General features: G+C 66.4%; 17 protein-coding genes. 12 read left to right on the top strand and 5 right to left on the bottom strand.

Translation table 11 applies throughout. The features are described 5' to 3' along the window. Positions 1–2: 2 nt before the first annotated feature. The 3 genes from NWF22_RS03695 to NWF22_RS03685 form a co-directional block, all read right to left on the bottom strand. Complete coding sequence (locus NWF22_RS03695; RefSeq protein WP_160900578.1) at positions 3–1,115, bottom strand: NDMA-dependent alcohol dehydrogenase; 1,113 nt, start codon at positions 1,113–1,115, stop codon at positions 3–5. A 39-nt stretch (positions 1,116–1,154) separates the two neighbouring features. Continuing rightward, positions 1,155–2,651: an aldehyde dehydrogenase family protein gene (locus NWF22_RS03690; protein ID WP_160900579.1), complete on the bottom strand. Its 1,497-nt coding sequence runs from the start codon at positions 2,649–2,651 to the stop codon at positions 1,155–1,157. 141 nt (positions 2,652–2,792) lie between these two features. After that, positions 2,793–4,454, bottom strand: a complete 1,662-nt coding sequence (locus tag NWF22_RS03685) for a sigma-54-dependent Fis family transcriptional regulator (RefSeq protein ID WP_258321316.1) — start codon at positions 4,452–4,454, stop codon at positions 2,793–2,795. Positions 4,455–4,494: 40 nt separating this feature from the next. On the opposite strand from NWF22_RS03685, the gene NWF22_RS03680 reads away from it, so the two are divergent. The 6 genes from NWF22_RS03680 (at position 4,495) to NWF22_RS03655 (ending at position 11,460) form a co-directional block, all read left to right on the top strand. After that, a complete protein-coding gene (locus NWF22_RS03680; RefSeq protein ID WP_160900581.1) occupies positions 4,495–5,400 on the top strand; it encodes an exodeoxyribonuclease III in 906 nt (301 codons plus the stop codon). 470 nt (positions 5,401–5,870) lie between these two features. Further along, positions 5,871–6,242, top strand: coding sequence for a 30S ribosomal protein S12 (rpsL, locus tag NWF22_RS03675; protein ID WP_007619326.1), 372 nt, complete (start codon positions 5,871–5,873; stop codon positions 6,240–6,242). 6 nt (positions 6,243–6,248) lie between these two features. Then, positions 6,249–6,719, top strand: coding sequence for a 30S ribosomal protein S7 (gene rpsG, locus NWF22_RS03670; RefSeq protein WP_160900582.1), 471 nt, complete (start codon positions 6,249–6,251; stop codon positions 6,717–6,719). Positions 6,720–6,861: 142 nt separating this feature from the next. Continuing rightward, positions 6,862–8,967 carry an elongation factor G gene (fusA, locus tag NWF22_RS03665; protein WP_160900583.1) on the top strand — a complete coding sequence of 702 codons (2,106 nt, stop codon included), beginning with the start codon at positions 6,862–6,864 and terminating at the stop codon, positions 8,965–8,967. 117 nt (positions 8,968–9,084) lie between these two features. Next, on the top strand, positions 9,085–10,275 hold the full coding sequence (tuf, locus tag NWF22_RS03660) for an elongation factor Tu (protein ID WP_160900584.1): 1,191 nt from the start codon (positions 9,085–9,087) through the stop codon (positions 10,273–10,275). 285 nt (positions 10,276–10,560) lie between these two features. Then, entirely contained in the window at positions 10,561–11,460 is a 900-nt protein-coding gene (locus NWF22_RS03655; RefSeq protein ID WP_373692003.1) for an alpha/beta hydrolase, read from the top strand. 144 nt (positions 11,461–11,604) lie between these two features. Here NWF22_RS03655 and NWF22_RS03650 read toward each other — a convergent pair whose 3' ends face one another. Beyond that, a complete protein-coding gene (locus NWF22_RS03650) occupies positions 11,605–12,225 on the bottom strand; it encodes a M23 family metallopeptidase (protein ID WP_233750869.1) in 621 nt (206 codons plus the stop codon). A 327-nt stretch (positions 12,226–12,552) separates the two neighbouring features. On the opposite strand from NWF22_RS03650, the gene NWF22_RS03645 reads away from it, so the two are divergent. Both NWF22_RS03645 and NWF22_RS03640 read left to right on the top strand, forming a co-directional pair. Continuing rightward, a complete protein-coding gene (locus NWF22_RS03645) occupies positions 12,553–13,308 on the top strand; it encodes an alpha/beta fold hydrolase (protein WP_160900586.1) in 756 nt (251 codons plus the stop codon). Between the two features lie 49 nt (positions 13,309–13,357). Further along, positions 13,358–14,317, top strand: a complete 960-nt coding sequence (locus NWF22_RS03640; protein ID WP_160900587.1) for an 8-oxoguanine DNA glycosylase OGG fold protein — start codon at positions 13,358–13,360, stop codon at positions 14,315–14,317. Between the two features lie 39 nt (positions 14,318–14,356). On the opposite strand, the gene NWF22_RS03635 is transcribed toward NWF22_RS03640, so the two are convergent. Then, a complete protein-coding gene (locus NWF22_RS03635) occupies positions 14,357–15,289 on the bottom strand; it encodes an oxygenase MpaB family protein (RefSeq protein WP_160900588.1) in 933 nt (310 codons plus the stop codon). 137 nt (positions 15,290–15,426) lie between these two features. Here NWF22_RS03635 and NWF22_RS03630 point away from each other — a divergent pair, with 137 nt between their 5' ends. The 4 genes from NWF22_RS03630 (at position 15,427) to NWF22_RS03615 (ending at position 19,355) form a co-directional block, all read left to right on the top strand. Next, the gene (locus NWF22_RS03630; RefSeq protein WP_233750957.1) at positions 15,427–16,338 is read left to right on the top strand and encodes an o-succinylbenzoate synthase; all 912 of its coding nucleotides are present in this window, start codon (positions 15,427–15,429) and stop codon (positions 16,336–16,338) included. 126 nt (positions 16,339–16,464) lie between these two features. Further along, on the top strand, positions 16,465–17,826 hold the full coding sequence (locus tag NWF22_RS03625) for a cytochrome P450 (protein ID WP_160900589.1): 1,362 nt from the start codon (positions 16,465–16,467) through the stop codon (positions 17,824–17,826). An 11-nt stretch (positions 17,827–17,837) separates the two neighbouring features. Further along, positions 17,838–18,437, top strand: a complete 600-nt coding sequence (locus NWF22_RS03620; RefSeq protein ID WP_160900590.1) for a TetR/AcrR family transcriptional regulator — start codon at positions 17,838–17,840, stop codon at positions 18,435–18,437. 54 nt (positions 18,438–18,491) lie between these two features. Further along, complete coding sequence (locus tag NWF22_RS03615; RefSeq protein ID WP_160900591.1) at positions 18,492–19,355, top strand: SDR family oxidoreductase; 864 nt, start codon at positions 18,492–18,494, stop codon at positions 19,353–19,355. Position 19,356 lies beyond the last annotated feature (1 nt).

Genomic DNA, 19,356 nt, shown 5'->3' with positions numbered 1-19,356 from the left:
GGTCAGTTGTCGTGGATGATCACACCGCGAATGTTCTTGCCGTCCCGTAGATCCTGGTATCCCTCGTTGACCTGATCGAGGGTGTAGGTGGTGGTGACCAGCTCGTCGAGTTTGAGCTGGCCGGCGTCATAGAGGCGCAACAGCCGGACGATGTCGTATTGCGGGTTGGCCGAGCCGAACAAGCTGCCCTTGATGGACTTCTCGTTCAGCGTCAGGTCGATGCCCGGCCAGTGCACGGTGAACTTCTCCGGGCTCGACAGGCCGGTGAGGATCACCGACCCGCCCTTGCCGACGGCGCCGATGGCCGCCGACACCACGTCCTCGTCGACGGTGCCGACGGTGACGATCGCGGCGTCGGCCCCTTGACCCCAGCTGATCTCGGTGATCGTCTCCTGGGCCTCGGCAGCGCTGGCGAACGCGTGGGTGGCGCCGAACTTGATCGCGGTGTCGCGTTTGAAGGCGATCGGGTCCACGACGATCACGGCCTTGGCGCCGGCGTGCACGGCACCCTGCACCGAGTTGATGCCGATCCCGCCGATGCCGTAGATCACCACGATGTCCCCGGCCCGCACATTGCCGGTGTAGACCGCCGAACCCCAGCCGGTCGGCACGCCGCAACCCACCAGGACGGCCTTGTCCAGCGGCAGCCAGTCGTCGACCTTCACCACCGAGTGCTGGCTGATGGTGGACCGCTCGGAGAAGGTGCCCAGCATGCACATGGCGCCGAAGTCGGTGTCGCCGTCATGGAAGCGGAACGACCCGTCGGGCATCGAGCCTTCCAGGATGGTGGCGCCCATGTCGCACAGCGACTGTCGGCCCGTCGCGCAGTAGCGGCAGGTGCCGCAGTTCGGGATGAAGCTGCACACCACATGGTCGCCGGGTTTGACCTTGGTGACGCCCGGCCCGACCTCCTCGATGATCCCGGCGCCCTCGTGGCCGCCGACGATGGGGAAGCGTGGCGGCAGATCGCCGTCGGTCAGATGCAGATCGGAATGGCACAGGCCGGCGGCGGTGTACTTGATCAGTACTTCGCCGTCCTTCGGCGGGTCGAGGGTGAGTTCGGTGAGTTCGAAGGGCTTGCCGACGCCGGTGAGGATGGCGGCCTTGGTTTTCATGATTGTTCGCTCCTTTGCGAAGGGATGGGGGATTGATGGTCAGAGTGCGACGTTGACCGCTTTGGTCTGCGTGTAGAGGTCGATCGCGGACGAACCGAGTTCGCGACCCCACCCACTTTGTTTGTAGCCGCCGAACGGCATCGCGGTGTCGAATCCGTTGTATTGGTTGACCCAGACCGAACCGGCCTTGATCGCGCGTGCCGTCTTGTGGGCCTTGGACAGATCGGTGGTCCAGATACCGGCGGCCAGACCGTAGACCGAATCGTTGGCGGCCGCGGCCACCCCGGTGTCGGCGTCGAAGGGCAGCGCCGCCACGACGGGCCCGAAGATCTCCTCGGAAACAATCGAGAAGTGCGGCTCGACGTCGACGAACACCGTCGGTTCGATGAAGAACCCCTCATCGCCCCAACGCTTTCCGCCGGTCAGTGCGCGCGCGCCGTCGGCCAGGCCGGCCGACAGGTAGCCCGAGACCCGATCGAACTGTTCCTGACTGACCAGCGGGCCGAGTTCGGTCGCCGGGTCCAGCCCGGGGCCGATCTTCGCCTGCGCCGCTGCCTCGGCGACGGCCGTGGTGAAGTCGTCGAAGATGGGTCGCTCGACGAACAGTCGGGTGCCGGCCACGCAGCACTGCCCGTGGTTGAACATCCATGCCGCCACCGACCCGGCCACCGCCTTGTCGAAGTCGGCGTCGGCGAACACGATGTTGGGGCTCTTGCCGCCGAGTTCCAGCGACACCTTCTTGAGGTTGCCCTTGGCGGCCTCGACGATCTTCTTGCCGACCTCGGTGGAGCCGGTGAAGGCGATCTTGTCGACGTCGTCGTGGGCGGCCAGGGCCGCACCGGCATCGCCGAAGCCGGTGACGATGTTGACCACGCCGGGCGGGAAGCCCGCTTCGTCGAAGATCTCACCGAGCAGCAGCGCGGTGAGTGGGGTCTGCTCGGCCGGCTTGAGGATCACCGTGTTGCCGGCGGCCAGCGCGGGTGCGAGTTTGAATGCGGCCATCAGCAGCGGGAAGTTCCACGGCACGATCAGGCCGCACACGCCGACCGGCTCGCGCAGCGTGTAGGCGTGGAACTCGCCGCCGGGCACGAAGGGCATCGACACGTCGACGGTGGAGCCGGTGATCTTGGTGGCCAGGCCGGCGTTGTAGCGGAAGATGTCGGCCGACCAGTTCATGTCCACCGCGGTCGCGATGGTGGCCGCCTTGCCGTTGTCGAGTGCCTCGAGCTGGCCGAACTCGGCAGCCCGCTCGGTCAGCAGGTCACCCACCCGCCACAGCAGCCGCTCACGTTCGTTGGGCTTCATCCGCGACCACGGTCCGTCGTCGAAGGCCTGTCGGGCGGCGCGTACGGCGCGATCGACGTCGACGGCCTCGCCGTGGGCGACCGAAGTGATCGGGCGTGCGGTGGCCGGATCGATGGTCTCGAAGGTGCGGCCGGAGGCGGCCGACACCCACTCGCCGCCGATCAGCATCGGGCGGTCGGTGGAGATGAAGTCGCGGACCCGCGTGAGCAGCTCGGTGGCGACGGCGGTCATGAAAACCTCCTGGTCAGGTGGCGAGATCTGTAGTGATCTGGGTCATAGTTGTGACCTGCTTCATTTCTGCCACCTTCGGGCAGGGGTGCACTGTCCAGAAACTGAACAGTGCGTTGGACAGTCGCCGGGTCCGCGACCGGCTCAGATACCGAGTGAGCGCATCCGGGCGTACAGGGTGGTGCGGCTGATCCCGAGTTCACGCGCCGCATGCACCTTGTTGCCGCCGGCGTGGTCGAGCGCATCGATGATCGCAACCCGCTCGGCCTGCTCCCGCCCGGACAGGTGCGCGGCGCGACTGGTGGTGCGGTAGCCCGGCGGTAGGTCCGCGGGCTCGACGACGCGCGCCGCGCGGGCCGCGCACGCCTCGGCGGCCTGTCGCAGAACCGCATCGAGTTCGGCGAGATTGCCGGGCCAGTCCTGACAGAGGAGTGCGTCGGTGGCATTGCCGGACAGTGTCATCCCGGGCTCGATGCGGTCGAGGACCGCACTGGCGGTGGCGGCGAGATCCGAACTGCGCTGTCGTAGCGCGGGTAGATCCACGCGGCGCCCGCATCTGCCGATCAGCGCCGCCACGCCTGCCGCGACGTGCTCGCGCGGAGCGCTCACCACGATGAGCGGGCACTCCGACCACGTCGTCGCCGCCTTGGTGAGCAGCGCGATGGAGCGATCGTCGAGCAGGTCGACCCCGTCGATGACGAGCGGTACCCGCCCCGATCGGGCCCGGGTGATCGAGGCGACGATGTCGGGTTCGCGGCCGCAGATCAGATCGTCGGCGACGTCGACGATCAGGGTCGGTCCGGGGCCGTGATCGGCGGCGAGCGCGTGCGCCTCGGTGGTGCGGCCGGTGCCGGGCTCACCGGTGACCGCGATGGTGGTCGCGGCCGCTGGTGCGGTGCGCGCCGTCGGAGTGGGTCTCGGCGAGATGTGCGCGGCCGGGCGGAACCGGAACAACGCCGCGCCGCCGATCCCGGCGACCGGTTCCACACCGACCTCGACCTCGATACCGGACACCAGCGTCAACGGCACCACCATCGCGCGCAGCCCCGGGTCGGTGGCAAGCCCCCGCAAGGCCCCGATGTCGGCGGGGGAGAGCAACTCGGCGGCCGGCGCGTTGGTCAGCTGCAGGTCGTCACCGATCGCGGCGACCGCGATGTCGCGGCGGGCCGCGGCGCGTTGGAATGCGTCGAGCACCCGGCGCTGTTGGGCCCGGGAACGGTCGAGCAGGCGGTCGGCGATGTCGGCGACGACGCCATTGATGAACGGCACCGCCAGAGGGTTGATGTGCTCGGCCGTCTCCGACATGCAGACGATGCCGGCCAGTCGTCGGGTGGCCGGATGGATGATCGGCTGGCCGAAGCAACTGATCGTCTTGAACCGTTCGAGGTAGTGCTCGCTGCTGTTGACGGCGATCCCGCCGCGGATCTCGGCGGGTGTGCCGAGCGCGGTGGTCCCCACGGTGTCCTCGCCGAACGGTACGCCGGGTGCGGCACCCAGTTCGTCGAGCTTGCGTTCGATTGCGGTCCCGAATGCCACCCGCGACACCATCCGGCATTCATGATCGACCAGCAGCAGCGACATATCGGTGTCCACCAGCCGTGCTGCGGCGTCGTCGAGGACCGGCCGTGCCGCATCCAGCAGTGGGTCCGCGGCGGCGATGTCCACCAGTGCCGTGGGTGTCGGGTCGTCGGGGTGTACTCCGGACAGCGCGGAGCGTCGCCACGAGTGGTCGATGACCGCTCGTCGCGGGCTGGTGCCGGCCGCATCTGTGAGCAAGTTGATGCACACCAAAGTGACACAGGTCACGCTGGAAGCCAAGCCCGGCGGGGCCGCTACGGTGGACCGCATGCGTGTCGCGACCTGGAATGTGAACTCGGTCAAGCAGCGGATTCCGCGGTTGTTGCCGTGGCTCGATCAGCGCGCACCCGATGTCGTCTGCCTACAGGAGACGAAACTCTCCGACGACGCGTTCCACGACGTGCTCGGTACCGACCTGGCCGAACGCGGCTACCAGATCGCCCATGTGGGACAGGGGCAGTGGAACGGGGTGGCGTTGCTGTCGAAGGTCGGGCTCGACGATGTGCGCAGCGGATTCGAGAACGTGCCCGGCTATCCCGAGCCGGATTCGCCGACCGAGGCCCGCGCGGTGTCGGCGCTGTGCGGGGGAGTGCGCATCTACTCGTTGTATGTGCCCAATGGGCGCACCCCGGACTCCGACCACTACCACTACAAACTGGAATGGCTGTCGCGGTTGCGCGATGCCGTCGCCGCCGGCGACGGAGACGATGCCGCGGCCAACACCATGCTGTGCGGCGACATGAACATCGCGCCCGCCGATGCCGACGTGTTCGACCCGGTTGCCTACGTCGGGCACACCCATGTCACCGACCCTGAACGTGACGCCCTGGCGGCGTTCACCTCCCTCGGACTGCACGATGTGGTGCGCGACCGCTGGCCAGGCGACCGGGTCTTCAGCTACTGGGACTACCGCGCCGGGATGTTCCACAAGGATCTCGGCATGCGCATCGACCTCATCCTCGCCGGAGCGCCGGTCGCCCAGCGGGTGGCCGCGGCCTGGATCGACCGGCAGGCACGCAAGGGCTCCAAACCCAGCGATCACGCGCCGGTGATGGTGGATCTCGACACCGCCCCGGACGGCGACATCGGGCCGGTGGTGCCCCCGCCGTCGAATCCGGCGAAGCGGTCGGGCGCAACGGTCAAGCTCCCGCAGTCCGTCGAGCCGGGCGAATAGCCCCATGAGCTGCGAGTTCTTCCTCCCGGAATCCGCAGATTCGCCGCCCGTTTTCGGGGGAGACGACGATACCCGGGGGAGGAGCCGAGGACGGTCCAGCCACCGGCCGTTCACCTCCCGGCGGCCGGCCGTTGGGCGGTACGCACAGTTTTTTGACCTGTGCAAACTGCATCGGTAGAGTGGATCGCCGGTGCCCGGCTAGTGCTGGGCCAGTCCGCATGCCCGGGACACCCCGGGACCGGCGGACTGACAGGCGAATCCGTTGTCGAGTGTATGACACGCCCGACCTCGGGGTAGCGAAATTGTACTGACCAGCACAAATGTGCTGGTGGGGCGAGTTGCGGAGGCAACGCAATCGGAAACGGTTGTCGTTGTTTGCCCGGAGCACCAACCGCAACGAGACAACTGCACCGACGTCGGACACTCACGAGGTGGCCGCCGATCACTGCCGACAAAGGAAAGAACACCTAGTGCCAACCATCAATCAGCTGGTCCGCAAGGGCCGTCACGACAAGGCTGCCAAGACCAAGACCGCGGCCCTCAAGGGGAGCCCGCAGCGTCGCGGCGTGTGCACCCGCGTCTACACCACCACCCCGAAGAAGCCGAACTCCGCGCTGCGCAAGGTCGCCCGTGTGCGCCTGACCAGCTCCGTCGAGGTCACCGCTTACATCCCGGGTGAGGGCCACAACCTGCAGGAGCACTCGATGGTGCTCGTCCGCGGCGGTCGTGTGAAGGACCTGCCCGGTGTGCGCTACAAGGTCATCCGCGGCTCGCTCGACACCCAGGGTGTCAAGGACCGCAAGCAGGCCCGCAGCCGCTACGGCGCGAAGAAGGGGAACTGATAAGTCATGCCACGTAAAGGACCCGCACCCAAGCGCCCGCTGATCAGCGACCCCGTCTACGGCTCGCCGCTGGTCACCCAGCTCGTCAACAAGATCCTCCTCGACGGCAAGAAGTCGACCGCCGAGCGCATCGTCTACCAGGCTCTCGAGCAGGCCCGCGAGAAGACCGGCACCGATCCGGTCATCACGCTCAAGCGCGCCCTCGACAACGTCAAGCCGACCCTCGAGGTGAAGAGCCGCCGCGTCGGTGGTGCCACCTACCAGGTGCCGGTCGAGGTGAAGCCGAACCGCGCCAACACCCTCGCCCTGCGCTGGTTGGTGACCTTCAGCCGTCAACGTCGCGAGAAGACGATGGTCGAGCGTCTGGCCAACGAGCTGCTCGATGCCTCCAACGGTCTCGGCGCGTCGGTCAAGCGTCGTGAGGACACCCACAAGATGGCCGAGGCCAACCGGGCGTTCGCGCACTACCGCTGGTAACCAAAGCTCAACAAGCGGGCACTGGCCGCTCCGAGCGAAGCGAGGACCGGCCAGTCCACCCGAGCTTGCGAGGGTGGGCGGCGAAGCCGCGGCTTGAAAAAAAGAACAGCCTTTAGTCCCAAGATTTCCCGAAGGGAACGGAATGGCACAGGAAGTGCTCAGCGACCTCAAAAAGGTTCGCAACATCGGCATCATGGCCCACATCGATGCCGGCAAGACCACCGCAACCGAGCGAATCCTCTTCTACACCGGTGTGAACTACAAGATCGGTGAGACCCACGACGGTGCCTCGACCACCGACTGGATGGAGCAGGAGAAGGAGCGGGGTATCACCATCACCTCCGCCGCCGTCACCTGTTTCTGGAACAAGAACCAGATCAACATCATCGACACCCCCGGGCACGTCGACTTCACCGTCGAGGTGGAGCGCAGCCTGCGCGTGCTCGACGGTGCCGTCGCCGTCTTCGACGGCAAAGAGGGCGTCGAGCCGCAGTCCGAGCAGGTGTGGCGCCAGGCCGAGAAGTACGAGGTCCCGCGCATCTGCTTCGTCAACAAGATGGACAAGCTCGGTGCCGACTTCTTCTTCACCGTGCGCACCATCGAAGAGCGTCTCGGTGCCAAGCCGCTGGTGCTGCAGCTGCCGATCGGCGCCGAGGACTCCTTCGACGGCGTCGTCGACCTGATCGAGCAGAAGGCGATCACCTGGCGCGGCACCGTCGAGATCGGCGCCGAGCCGACCATCGAGGAGATCCCCGCCGATCTCGCCGATCAGGCCGCCGAGTACCGCGAGAAGCTGCTCGAGACCGTCGCCGAGTCCGACGAAGCGTTGCTGGAGAAGTACTTCGGCGGCGAGGAACTCACCGTCGAGGAGATCAAGGGCGCCATCCGTAAGCTCACCATCGCGCGTGAGTACTACCCGGTGATCTGCGGCTCCGCGTTCAAGAACAAGGGTGTCCAGCCGATGCTGGACGCGGTCATCGACTACCTCCCGTCGCCGCTCGACGTCCCCTCGGTCGAGGGTCACGCCGTCGGCAACGAGGAAGAGGAGATGTCGCGTAAGCCGTCGTCGGACGAGCCGTTCTCCGCGCTGGCGTTCAAGATCGCGGCGCACCCGTTCTTCGGCAAGCTGACCTTCGTGCGCGTCTACTCGGGCCGCATCAACGCCGGCACCCAGGTCCTCAACGCGACCAAGGGCAAGAAGGAACGCATCGGCAAGCTCTTCCAGATGCATGCCAACAAGGAGAACCCGGTCGAGGATGCGACCGCGGGCCACATCTACGCGATGATCGGTCTGAAGGACACCACCACCGGTGACACCCTGTGCGATGCGAGTGCGCCGATCGTGCTCGAGTCGATGAGCTTCCCGGACCCGGTCATCAACGTCTCGATCGAGCCGAAGACCAAGTCCGACCAGGAGAAGCTCGGCACCGCGATCCAGAAGCTCGCCGAAGAGGACCCGACCTTCACCGTCCAGCTCGACGACGAGACCGGCCAGACCGTCATCGGCGGTATGGGCGAGCTCCACCTCGACATCCTCGTCGACCGTATGCGGCGTGAGTTCAAGGTCGAGGCCAACGTCGGCAAGCCGCAGGTCGCCTACCGCGAGACCATCCGCAAGGCGGTCGACAAGCACGAGTACACGCACAAGAAGCAGACCGGTGGTTCCGGCCAGTTCGCGAAGGTCATCGTCAAGCTCGAGCCGCTGGTGGACGCCGAGGACGGCGCGACCTACGAGTTCGACAATGCCGTCACCGGTGGCCGCGTGCCTCGCGAGTACATCCCGTCGGTCGACGCCGGCATCCAGGACGCCATGCAGTACGGCGTGCTGGCCGGGTACCCGCTGGTCAACATCAAGGCCACCCTGCTCGACGGTCAGTACCACGATGTCGACTCGTCGGAAATGGCCTTCAAGATCGCTGGGCAGCAGGTTCTGAAGGAAGCTGCCAGGCTGGCCGGTCCGGTGATCCTCGAGCCGATCATGGCTGTCGAGGTCACCACGCCCGAGGACTACATGGGCGATGTGATCGGCGATTTGAACTCCCGCCGTGGCCAGATCCAGGCCATGGAGGAGCGCAGTGGCGCACGTGTCGTGAAGGCACAGGTGCCGCTGTCGGAGATGTTCGGCTACATCGGAGACCTTCGGTCGAAGACCCAGGGCCGGGCTAACTACTCCATGGTGTTCGACTCGTACGCGGAGGTTCCGTCGAACGTGTCGAAGGAAATCATCGCGAAGGCGACCGGCGAGTAATTCCGTCGCGATCCATCGCGAACCGCGCTGGCCCACAAGCGGGCGCACCAACGTAAATGAAGAACTCCTGCTGGGATCCGCCCAGTAGGACAACAACAGTCCAGGAGGACAAACAAAGTGGCGAAGGCGAAGTTCGAGCGGACCAAGCCGCACGTGAACATCGGCACCATCGGTCACGTCGACCACGGCAAGACCACGCTGACCGCGGCCATCACCAAGGTGCTGCACGACAAGTACCCGGATCTCAACCAGAGCTTCGCGTTCGATCAGATCGACAAGGCTCCGGAAGAGAAGGCTCGTGGTATCACGATCAACATCTCGCACGTGGAGTACGAGACCGACAAGCGTCACTACGCACACGTTGACGCCCCCGGTCACGCTGACTACATCAAGAACATGATCACCGGTGCCGCTCAGATGGACGGCGCGATCCTCGTGGTCGCCGCCACTGACGGCCCGATGCCGCAGACCCGTGAGCACGTGCTGCTGGCCCGCCAGGTCGGTGTGCCCTACATCCTGGTCGCCCTGAACAAGGCCGACATGGTCGACGACGAAGAGATCATCGAGCTCGTCGAGATGGAGGTCCGCGAACTGCTGGCCGCCCAGGAGTTCGACGAGGAAGCCCCGGTCGTGAAGGTCTCGGCGCTCAAGGCGCTCGAGGGCGACGCCGAGTGGGTCAAGTCGGTCGAGGAGCTCATGTCGGCTGTCGACGAGTCGATCCCGGATCCGGTCCGCGAGACCGACAAGCCGTTCCTGATGCCCGTCGAGGACGTCTTCACCATCACCGGCCGCGGCACCGTGGTCACCGGTCGTGTGGAGCGTGGCGAGGTCAACGTGAACGAGGAAGTCGAGATCGTCGGCATCCGTGACAAGTCCACCAAGACCACCGTCACCGGTATCGAGATGTTCCACAAGCTGCTCGACTCGGCACAGGCGGGCGACAACGCCGGTCTGCTGCTGCGCGGCCTCAAGCGTGAGGACGTCGAGCGCGGTCAGGTCATCGTGAAGCCGGGCACCACGACTCCGCACACGGAGTTCGAGGGCCAGGCCTACATCCTGAGCAAGGACGAGGGTGGACGCCACACCCCGTTCTTCAACAACTACCGTCCGCAGTTCTACTTCCGTACCACCGACGTGACCGGCGTCGTGACCCTCCCCGAGGGCACCGAGATGGTCATGCCGGGCGACAACACCGAGATGAGCGTCAAGCTCATCCAGCCGGTCGCCATGGACGAGGGCCTGCGTTTCGCCATCCGCGAGGGTGGCCGCACCGTCGGTGCGGGTCGAGTCACGAAGATCAACAAGTGAGGTTCGCCTCCTGACGATCTGACTCACTGAGTCGAGAAGGCGCCCAACCACGAAAGTGGTTGGGCGCCTTTTCGCATGTCGGCTGCCGGCGAGGCGGCACGCGTCCGGTGATCACTCCAGAAACATGCGCCACTTTGGTAACAGGCCGGTTGCGGTCTGCCGCTGCTCTGGTCACAGCTGTGGCGACCCAGTCGCGCAACGGATTACGGTTCTGCGGTGCCGGTACTCTCCATGCGCCCTCGCCGTCTGGCGAAGAGGCGCCGATTACTCGTCTGTCTGCTCGTCATGGCCACCATCGTCGGGATCGGCTCCTTCGAGGCCGGGAGCGCGAACGCGGCGTCTTTCGGACGGTTCTACGTATCGGGGTGTGGCATGCCGTCCACCCCGGTCGACATGTGGACGCGCTGGGGCAACTACAAGACCGTCATCGCTCTCGACGGGCTGCGGGCGACCGGCGACGTCAGCGGTTGGCGGCACGAGACGAACATCCAGCGCATTGCGAACACGGGCGTCAACGTCGTGGAGCCGGTCGGTGGTCTCGCCAGCTTCTACACCGACTGGAACGCGGCGAGCCCGCGAAGCAAGGTGAAATACCGCTATCGCTGGACCTGCCGCCTCAAGACCATCATCCGTGAACTCGACGCCCGCGGGCTGGCCGTGGGTCCCCGCGCCAAATACGCGATGATGGGTATCTCCATGGGCGGCAACGCCGCGATGATCTTCGGCGCCTACCACCGCAAACGCATCTCGCACATCTTCTCGATGTCGGGCTTCCTCAACCCGTCGGCGCCGACGATGCGCACCGCCGTCCGGCTGGCCCTGATCGATGCGGGACTGGCAGCCGGCGTGGGGCCGTTCAGCGCCGACGCCATGTGGGGTCCGCCCTGGGCGGCACGCTGGATCGCCAACGACTCGGTCGCGCAGCTACAACGCATGCGCGGGATGCGCATCCGGGTCGGCGCGGCATCGGGGCTGTGGGGCAAGTACAACACCGACGCCATCGGGTCGGTGAAGGGCACACCGCTCGAGGTCATCTCCCTCGCGCAGACCCGTACCTTCGAGGTCGCCGCTGCCGTCCAGGGCATCCGCATCACCACCGACTTCCCGGCTGTCGGTACCCACGAGTGGGGCTATTGGCAAGACATGGTCTTCAAGGCCAAAAGCAGTGGGTGGTTCCGCGACTGACCCCGCCGACAGAACCCAAGATTTCGCCGACGGAACCCCAAATGTCGGCGACGGAACCCCAAATGTCGGCGACGGAACCCCAAATGTCGCCGACGGAACCAGGGGCCGCGACGCGCGTGCAGCCAATGCCCCGTGGGGCGACTGTCACGGATGAACCCCGCGCTTGTTGAGCCACACCTGCGGGTTGATCTTGGTGCCGTTCGCATCCCAGACCTCGTAGTGCAGGTGGGGGCCGGTGGATTGGCCGCGGTTGCCGACGGTCGCGATCTTCTGACCGGCGCGTACCTTCTGGCCGGGACGAACGAAGCTCTGGTCGACGTGACCGAAGACGCCGATGGTGCCGTCGTCCTGCGTCACGCGGACCCACTGCCCGAAACCGGAGGCCGGCCCGGACTCGAGGACGACACCGTCGGTGACGGCGTAGATGGGCGTTCCGATCTTGTTGGCGATGTCGACTCCATTGTGGTGAGAGCCCCAGCGCGGGCCGTAGCCCGACGTCACGGTGCCGCTGACGGGTTTCACAGCGCTCTTGATGCCGGGGGTGCCGGGGGCGAACACCGACGGCGGCAGGACGTCGTGCGCGAGGTCGTCGATCTCGGGCGGCAGGACCAGCCCTGCCGGCAGCTTGACGTTGTCGGGCAGCGCGATGTCCGACGGGATCTGCGGCGGTACGGGTTGCGCTGCTGCCTGTGCTGCGGTGCCGGCCGTCAGCCCGACCGCACCGACGAACGCCGCGAGTGCGCCCGCTCGGAACGTCGTCCGCATGCTGGACTGTGGGGCGGCGCGATGTCGACCGGGCCGTCGCGTGCGCGATGTCGAGTCCAGGAGGGCGCGGGTGGCGGGTCGCGTCGAGGTGTGGGCGTTCAGGCGGTGGTGAGGCACAGCGTTGTCCGTCTCAGGTTGGGGTCGTCCGCATCAATTTTGGTAACGGTTCGGTATCGGCAAAGACACGGCGAGATTACCCATATAGACATAAGCGGACCCTGAGAAGTGGGCGTCCGTGCGTCGGAAAGCGCTGGTCAGAACACACAAGAGATCTGGGTCACGCACCGGAACTTGCGCTCCGGCCGCCGCTTGACGTAGGAGAAACACGTGCGTGTGCTGTATCGATCGAGCCCGTCGGGTGACCTGGCACTGGGGGTCCGGGTGTCCGGCGACGACCGGCATCGTCCGCCGGTGTTGCTGGTGCACGGCATGGCCGGCGATCACACCACGTGGCGTGCGTTCGCGAGGGCGCTACGTCGTGAGGGTCGGCGGGTGATCTCGGTGGACCTGCGCGGACACGGCCGCAGCGGTCACGCGCAGACGTACCTGCTCGATGATTTTCGCGACGACCTGGAGTTCGTACTCGACGAGCTCGACATCGACGAGACCGACATCGTCGCCCATTCGCTGGGTGGGCAGACCGCGCTGCGACTGGCGATGGACGTCCCCGGCCGGGTGCGTCGCCTGGTGCTCGAGGAGGTGCCGCCGATGCCGCGCGATCAGGGCCACGTCGACGAGGGCATCGTCGTCGCCGCGTCGCTCGGCGAGCGTGTGCGCGGAGTCGGCGCTGCGCTGCGGAATCCGTGGCCACTGATCCGATTCGATCGCCGCGTGGGTGTCGAGGTCGCGCCGCAGTTCGAGACGCCCGATCCCGAGTGGTGGGCACGTCTCGACGTCATCGCGGCATCCACCCTGATCATCTCCGGTGGCCGGCGGAGCTTCCTCCCACCGCGCCACCTGCGCACCTTGAGCGAGGCCCTGCCGGACGCCGTGTTCACCGAGATCGATGCAGGGCACAGTGTGCACCGCGACAAGCCTGCCGAGTTCGCTTCCGCAGCTGGGGAATTCCTGCAAATCAGCTGACTGGGCCAATTCGATGGAACCGGTCGGCGGGCGGCTGCGTCCAATGAACATGACACCCAAAGATCTCGAACCGCCCACCGTCCTCACCGAGTGGCTCGCCGCCGGCGACCGCACCGCAGAGGTCCTCGCCGACTCCGTCGTCGTCGACCGGCCATGGTGGTCCGATCAGCTCGGTGAACACGGTCTGCCCGGTGAGTTGATCGGTGACACGATCTCGCGCACGCAGCTGTTCGGGCTGGCCGAGGCCGCGCTGTCATCGCCCGACGACGCCATCAACCTGCTCTGGAACACCATCGCCTTCTGCCACGGTCGGCGATGGAACGAGAACAAACGACGTATGGTCGCCGTGAAGACGGATCGTCGGCGCATCGGCGAACTGCTGCAGGAGGCAGCGCAGGCGAGTCGGGAGGACCCGGCGGTGGCTTTTGATCTGCTCAAACCCGATCGCGGAAGCCAGGAGATCGATCGGCTCGGACCGACCGGCTTCACCTGGTTCCTCTACTTCGCCGGCGCCGGTGCGCCCGAGCATCCCAGTCAGGTGCTCGACGGAAAGATCGCGCGCACCGTCCGACGTGCCGGGTGGAAACGGTTCTCGACGAGCAACTGGAACGCGCAGGACTATGCCGCCTACGCGGAACTGGTGTCGCGGTGGCGGGTGGACTGCGGAGCCGACCGTAACGACGTGATCGTCCGCGGGCTCTATTCGGTGTCACCACCCGCCGACGCCGACTACCCGTGGCAGACCTGGCAGCGGGAGACCTGGACGTCCGACAACTGGGTGAACGGGCCGCTGTCCGCCGACGACCTGCGCCAGATCCACCACTGGATGGCGCTGATCGCCGACGCCTATCCGATGTCCACGGCCGCTGCGGATTTCGCCAGGATAGGCCCCATCATCAGCAAGGCCGTGGGGGGCGATCTCGGCGCCACACCACGCGTGCGTCCCGCGCGGGGGCGGTATCCGGACGAAGAGTCCTACGCCTACGACACCAGATACCGCGCGGGCTGAGGGCCCGGTCAACCGGGAAGGTCCAGCGGGCGTGGGCGGTCAGGCGGCAGGAGTGTTGTGCAGCGGCCGAGGGTCGACGCCGACCTCCTGCCACGCCCGGTAGGCCCATGGCACGTACAGCCACTTCAGCGGCAGGCGGTTGAACAGCGGGTTCAGTGCCCGCATCCCCCGCGCGAAGCGTTGGAAGTTGCGTTCGCGCTTGTCATTCCACTCGAGTCCGCAGACGTCACGCATCTGCTGGGGGAGGGTTCCGACGATGACGGTCCGCATGAACGCGTTCAGTGGTGCCGATACGACATTCCACACCGGCACCGGGACCTTCTTCGGCCGGGGGAGTCCCTGCCGGATGTAGCCCGTCGCATAGACGACCGTCTTGTGCGGCACGAAGCGGTCGAGCATGTCGTCCCAGTACGCGCGGAACTCCTCGTAGGTCTGCGGCTGACTACGGGCGCTCACGCCGTAGAGCTCGTACCAGATCTTGCTCTCCTCGAAGATCTGCACTTTCTCGGCGTAGCTCAGTCGACGGATGAACGTGTCGGTGATGTAGAGGACCTGGTCGACGAAGGTCGCGTGTGCCCAGTAGAAGAGTTCCGGGTTCAACGCGTGATAGCGCGAGCCATCGCTGATCTCGCCCTTGATGTTGCGGTGGAAGTCGCGGACGGTGCGGCCCCACTTCTGCGGTTCGGTGCTGTAGACGGTCTTCATCACCGGTGGACCGGTGCGCTTGGCCCGGCCGAGGAAGTCGTCGAAGATCACCGAGTGGTCGAGCACCGCCTGGCCCAGCTGTTCGATGCAGTTCTCGGTGCCGGCCAGCCGCTGGAATCCGAGGATGCCGCGGCTGTCGCCGTAGAACTTCCAGATCAGCGAGTCCGCCCCCAGGCGTGGTGATGGCAGGGCGGTGTCCGGGTCGTCGGCGGCGATGACCGGCTCGGCTTCGCGGATCGCGCGCTCGTAGTCCTGATTGACTGACATGACACGAACAGTAACCCAGGTTGGAACGGAATGAAAGATTTGTTCCAACGCGAGCCCGGTACGGAGAGTCTTGCGTGGTAGAGCTGCTGCCTGATGTCGATACCCTGCTGACCGACGCCTATGTGGTCCGCCTGCCGATGCGCACGCGATTCCGGGGGATCACCGAGCGCGAGCTGATGGTGTTCCGGGGGCCCGCCGGGTGGGGCGAGTTCGCGCCCTTTCTCGAGTACGACGACGAGGAGGCCGCCAACTGGCTGGCCGCCGGTATCGAGGCCGCCGTACTCGGGCCGCCCACCGCACGCCGCGACCAGGTGCCGGTCAATGCGACCGTGCCCGCGGTGCCCGCCGAGCAGGTCGCCGGCATTCTGGCCCGCTACCCGGGCGCCCGCACGGCGAAGGTGAAGGTGGCCGAACGCGGACAGTCCCTCGACGACGACGTCGCCCGCGTCGCGGCGGCGCGCCAGATCGTCGCCTCGGTACGCATCGACGCCAACGGGGGATGGTCGGTGGATGAGGCGATCCGCGCGATCCGGGCGATCGGCGAGGTGGAGTACGCCGAGCAGCCGTGTGCGACCGTGCCGGAACTCGCGGCGGTTCGCCGCGCGGTGGACGTCCCGATCGCCGCCGACGAATCGATTCGCAAGGCCGATGATCCGTATCGGGTCGTGGCCGCGGACGCCGCCGACGTCGCCATCGTCAAGGTCGCGCCGTTGGGCGGCATGCGGGCGACGTTGGCTTTGGCGGAGTCGATCGGTCTGCCGGTGGTGGTGTCGTCGGCGCTCGACTCCGCAGTGGGCATGGCGGCCGGGGTGGCTGCCGCGGCTGCGCTGCCGAGCCTGGACCACGCCTGCGGGCTGGGTACCGGCACCCTCTTCACCGCCGACGTCGCCGAACCCTTCGTGCCGACGGTGGGCGCGGTGGTCCCACGATGGTTCACCGACGACCTGGATCTGCCCGTCGGTGTGCATGCGCCGGCCCACCGGGCCCGCTGGTGGAGGGACCGTCTGACGCGATGCCACGCGATCCTGGCGGCACGACCTCGCCGATGAGCGCGTTCGACACTAGAAACAATTTGCGATTTCTGTTCCAATAGGGTGATATGCGATTCGGGTCACAGCATTGGACCCGCCAGGCAGTGCATCGACGGTGATGTCTCGGGGATGAGGAGAATGGCCATGGTTTCGACGGGTACGGCGGCAAAGTCCGCGGTGTTCGCCCAGGCGCCGGCGGGTAGTGACCTGCTCGAGGTGCCCTGCGCGCAACGCAACGGAATCCTGGAGATGATGGCGATGCGCCGCGACCCGTTCGCCTTCGGCGACGAACGCCTCGCCCGGCTCGGTCAGGTGTCGGGGCTCAATGCGCTCGGGGTGAAGATGGTCATCGCCGCCGGGCCGCGCGCCGCCGACGAGATCCTGATGAACCGGGACAAGGCCTTCGCCAACGGTCCCGCGTGGAGCTACTTCATCGGCCCGTTCTTCAACCGCGGCATCATGCTCCTCGATTTCGACGAGCACCGCCATCACCGCCACATCCTGCAGCAGGCGTTCACCCCGTCGGCGCTCAAGGGTTACATGCAGGAGATGCAGCCGATGATCGCCGAGCGGGTCGCCGACCTTCCCACCGGCAACGTGAAGATGTTCGAGCAGTTCAAGTCGTTGACCCTCGACGTCGCGCTCGAGGTGTTCCTCGGGCTCGAACTGCCGAAGGACCAGGCGGACAAGATCAACAAGGCGTTCATCGACACCGTGCGGGCCGGCGTCGCCTACGTCCGCAAGCCCGTACCGGGCGGGCGGTGGTGGAAGGGCCTGCGCGGGCGTAAGGTGCTCGAGGAGTTCTTCTACGACAACATCGCGGCCAAGCGTGCCCGCGAGACCCCCGACCTGTTCTCCGTGCTGTGCCACGTGGAGGGCGACGAGGGGGAGCGGTTCACCGATGAGGACGTCGTCAACCACATGATCTTCGTCTTGATGGCCGCCCACGACACATCGACGATCACCATGACCCAGATGGCGTATCGGATGGCGAAGTCGCCCGAATGGCAGCAACGGGCGCGCGAACAGTCGCTGGAGCTGAACCCGGAATTGGGCTACGACGATCTCGGCAAGCTGTCGGTCCTCGATCTGGTGCTCAAGGAATCGCTGCGGATGTGCCCGCCGGTGCCTGCGCAACCGCGGATGGCGGTCAAGGACACCTCCGTGCAGGGGTTCTTCGTGCCCAAGGGGTCGATGGTGACCGTCCCGCAGATGACCAATCACCGTGATCCGGAATTCTTCACCAACCCCGACATGTTCGATCCCGAGCGCTTCACCCCCGAGCGGAAAGAGGACAAGGGCCACCGCATGGCCTGGACACCATTCGGTGGCGGCGTGCACAAGTGCATCGGGCTGTATTTTGGCCAGATGGAGATCAAGACGATCCTGCATCACCTGCTGCGCAACTACGAATGGTCGGTGCCCGAGGGCTATCAGATCCCGATGGACTACAGCGCGCTGCCGGTTCCGAAGGACAAGCTGCCCGTCGACCTACGACGCCGATGAGCCCCGCGTCGATGTCACCGACCAAATCGCCACGCAAGGCCCGGAACACGGCGAGTCCCGAAGACCAGGAACAAGCGATCCTGGCGGCCGCCGAGGTCGAGTTCACCGACGTCGGCGTGCGGCGGGCGAACATGGACGAGGTCGCGACACAGGCCGGGGTCAGTCGCAGCACCCTCTACCGGCGTTTCCCGAACAAGGAAGCGCTGCTGCTCGCGGTCGCCAACGACCTCTACGAACGCGGTATGCAACGCCTGATGTCGGCGGTCGTCGGCCTCGGTCCGGCCGACGCCGTCGTCGAGGCCTTCGCCGAAGGCGCCGTGATGATCTCCGAGGACCCGTTGATGCGGCGGCTGGTGCTGACCGATGCCGAGATGCGCGGTATCACCTCGGCGGTCACCTCACTGTTCATCGACATGGTCACCGAACGAGTCGCGAGCACGCTGCGCGAGGCCGGGGCGAGGATGCCCGACGACGATCTGCGTCAGGCGGTGGAATTACATGTCCGCCTGGTCATCTCCTACCTCGAAGTACCTGCGACCGACGAACGCAGGCAACAACCCGACGCCGTGCGCGAACTTGCCGCCAAGTACCTCGCACCGATGATCTGGTGATCCCCACTCGCGGCCACGAACCGGTGGTCGCGGTCCGCTGATGGAAGGATTCTGATGGCCGTTCGAGATCTGCTGCGCCGCGGACCGGACCCCGAAGAGACCCGTGATGCGCTGCGCGGCAAGGTGATCGCAATCACCGGCGGTGCGCGCGGAATCGGGTTCGAGACCGCGACACAGTTGTTCGATGCGGGGGCGGTGGTCGCACTCGGCGACATCGACGATGACGCCGTCGGCAAGGCCGCCGCCGACCTCGGGGTGGAGGGTTTCGCGGTCGACGTGACCGACCGATCCTCCTTCGCCCAGTTCCTCGACGCGGTGGAATCCGCGGTCGGGCCGATCGACGTGCTGATCAACAACGCGGGCATCATGCCGGTCGGCGACTTCCTGTCCTACGACGACGCGCTGATCCGCCGCACCTACGACATCGACGTGATCGGGGTGATCACCGGCACTCAACTGGCCGCTCGCCGCATGGTGGCCCGCGGGCACGGGCAGGTCGTCAACATCGCCTCGGTTGCCGGACGGTTGCCGACACCGGGACTGACCATCTACAACGGCGCCAAGGCGGCCGTCATCGAATTCTCCGAGGCTGTTGACGCCGAACTCGAGAAGACCGGCGTTCGCGTCAGCACCGTGATGCCGACCTTCACCCGCACCGGCCTCATCTCCGGACTGCACACCAACTCGATGGTGCGGGCGATTGAACCCGAAGACGTGGCCGCCCAGGTGCTCTCCATCATCGCGCGCCCGCGGGTGCGGCTGACCGCGCCGCGCTCGATGGCCTGGACACACGCCAATGCCCTTTTCCCACAGCGGATGAAGCGGGCATCGCGGCGGATGACCAAGCTGGACAGTATGTTCCTCGACTACGACCACGACCAGCGTGCAGAATACTCGAAACGGATCGGTTCGCGGTAGC

The sequence above is a fragment of the Gordonia mangrovi genome, assembly GCF_024734075.1.
Taxonomy (GTDB): Bacteria; Actinomycetota; Actinomycetes; order Mycobacteriales; family Mycobacteriaceae; genus Gordonia; species Gordonia mangrovi.
Note: the sequence above shows the minus strand (reverse complement) of the source record. Positions and strands in the feature narration are given on the sequence as shown.

Bases quoted from the DNA above. Each gene is read 5' to 3' on its own strand.
- NWF22_RS03695 (WP_160900578.1), bottom strand. From the start codon at position 1,115: ATGAAAACCAAGGCCGCCATCCTCACCGGCGTCGGCAAGCCCTTCGAA.
- NWF22_RS03690 (WP_160900579.1), bottom strand. From the start codon at position 2,651: ATGACCGCCGTCGCCACCGAGCTGCTCACGCGGGTCCGCGACTTCATC.
- NWF22_RS03680 (WP_160900581.1), top strand. From the start codon at position 4,495: ATGCGTGTCGCGACCTGGAATGTGAACTCGGTCAAGCAGCGGATTCCG.
- rpsG (WP_160900582.1), top strand. From the start codon at position 6,249: ATGCCACGTAAAGGACCCGCACCCAAGCGCCCGCTGATCAGCGACCCC.
- fusA (WP_160900583.1), top strand. From the start codon at position 6,862: ATGGCACAGGAAGTGCTCAGCGACCTCAAAAAGGTTCGCAACATCGGC.
- NWF22_RS03655 (WP_373692003.1), top strand. From the start codon at position 10,561: ATGGCCACCATCGTCGGGATCGGCTCCTTCGAGGCCGGGAGCGCGAAC.
- NWF22_RS03650 (WP_233750869.1), bottom strand. From the start codon at position 12,225: ATGCGGACGACGTTCCGAGCGGGCGCACTCGCGGCGTTCGTCGGTGCG.
- NWF22_RS03640 (WP_160900587.1), top strand. From the start codon at position 13,358: ATGACACCCAAAGATCTCGAACCGCCCACCGTCCTCACCGAGTGGCTC.
- NWF22_RS03635 (WP_160900588.1), bottom strand. From the start codon at position 15,289: ATGTCAGTCAATCAGGACTACGAGCGCGCGATCCGCGAAGCCGAGCCG.
- NWF22_RS03630 (WP_233750957.1), top strand. From the start codon at position 15,427: ATGCGCACGCGATTCCGGGGGATCACCGAGCGCGAGCTGATGGTGTTC.
- NWF22_RS03625 (WP_160900589.1), top strand. From the start codon at position 16,465: ATGGTTTCGACGGGTACGGCGGCAAAGTCCGCGGTGTTCGCCCAGGCG.
- NWF22_RS03620 (WP_160900590.1), top strand. From the start codon at position 17,838: ATGTCACCGACCAAATCGCCACGCAAGGCCCGGAACACGGCGAGTCCC.
- NWF22_RS03615 (WP_160900591.1), top strand. From the start codon at position 18,492: ATGGCCGTTCGAGATCTGCTGCGCCGCGGACCGGACCCCGAAGAGACC.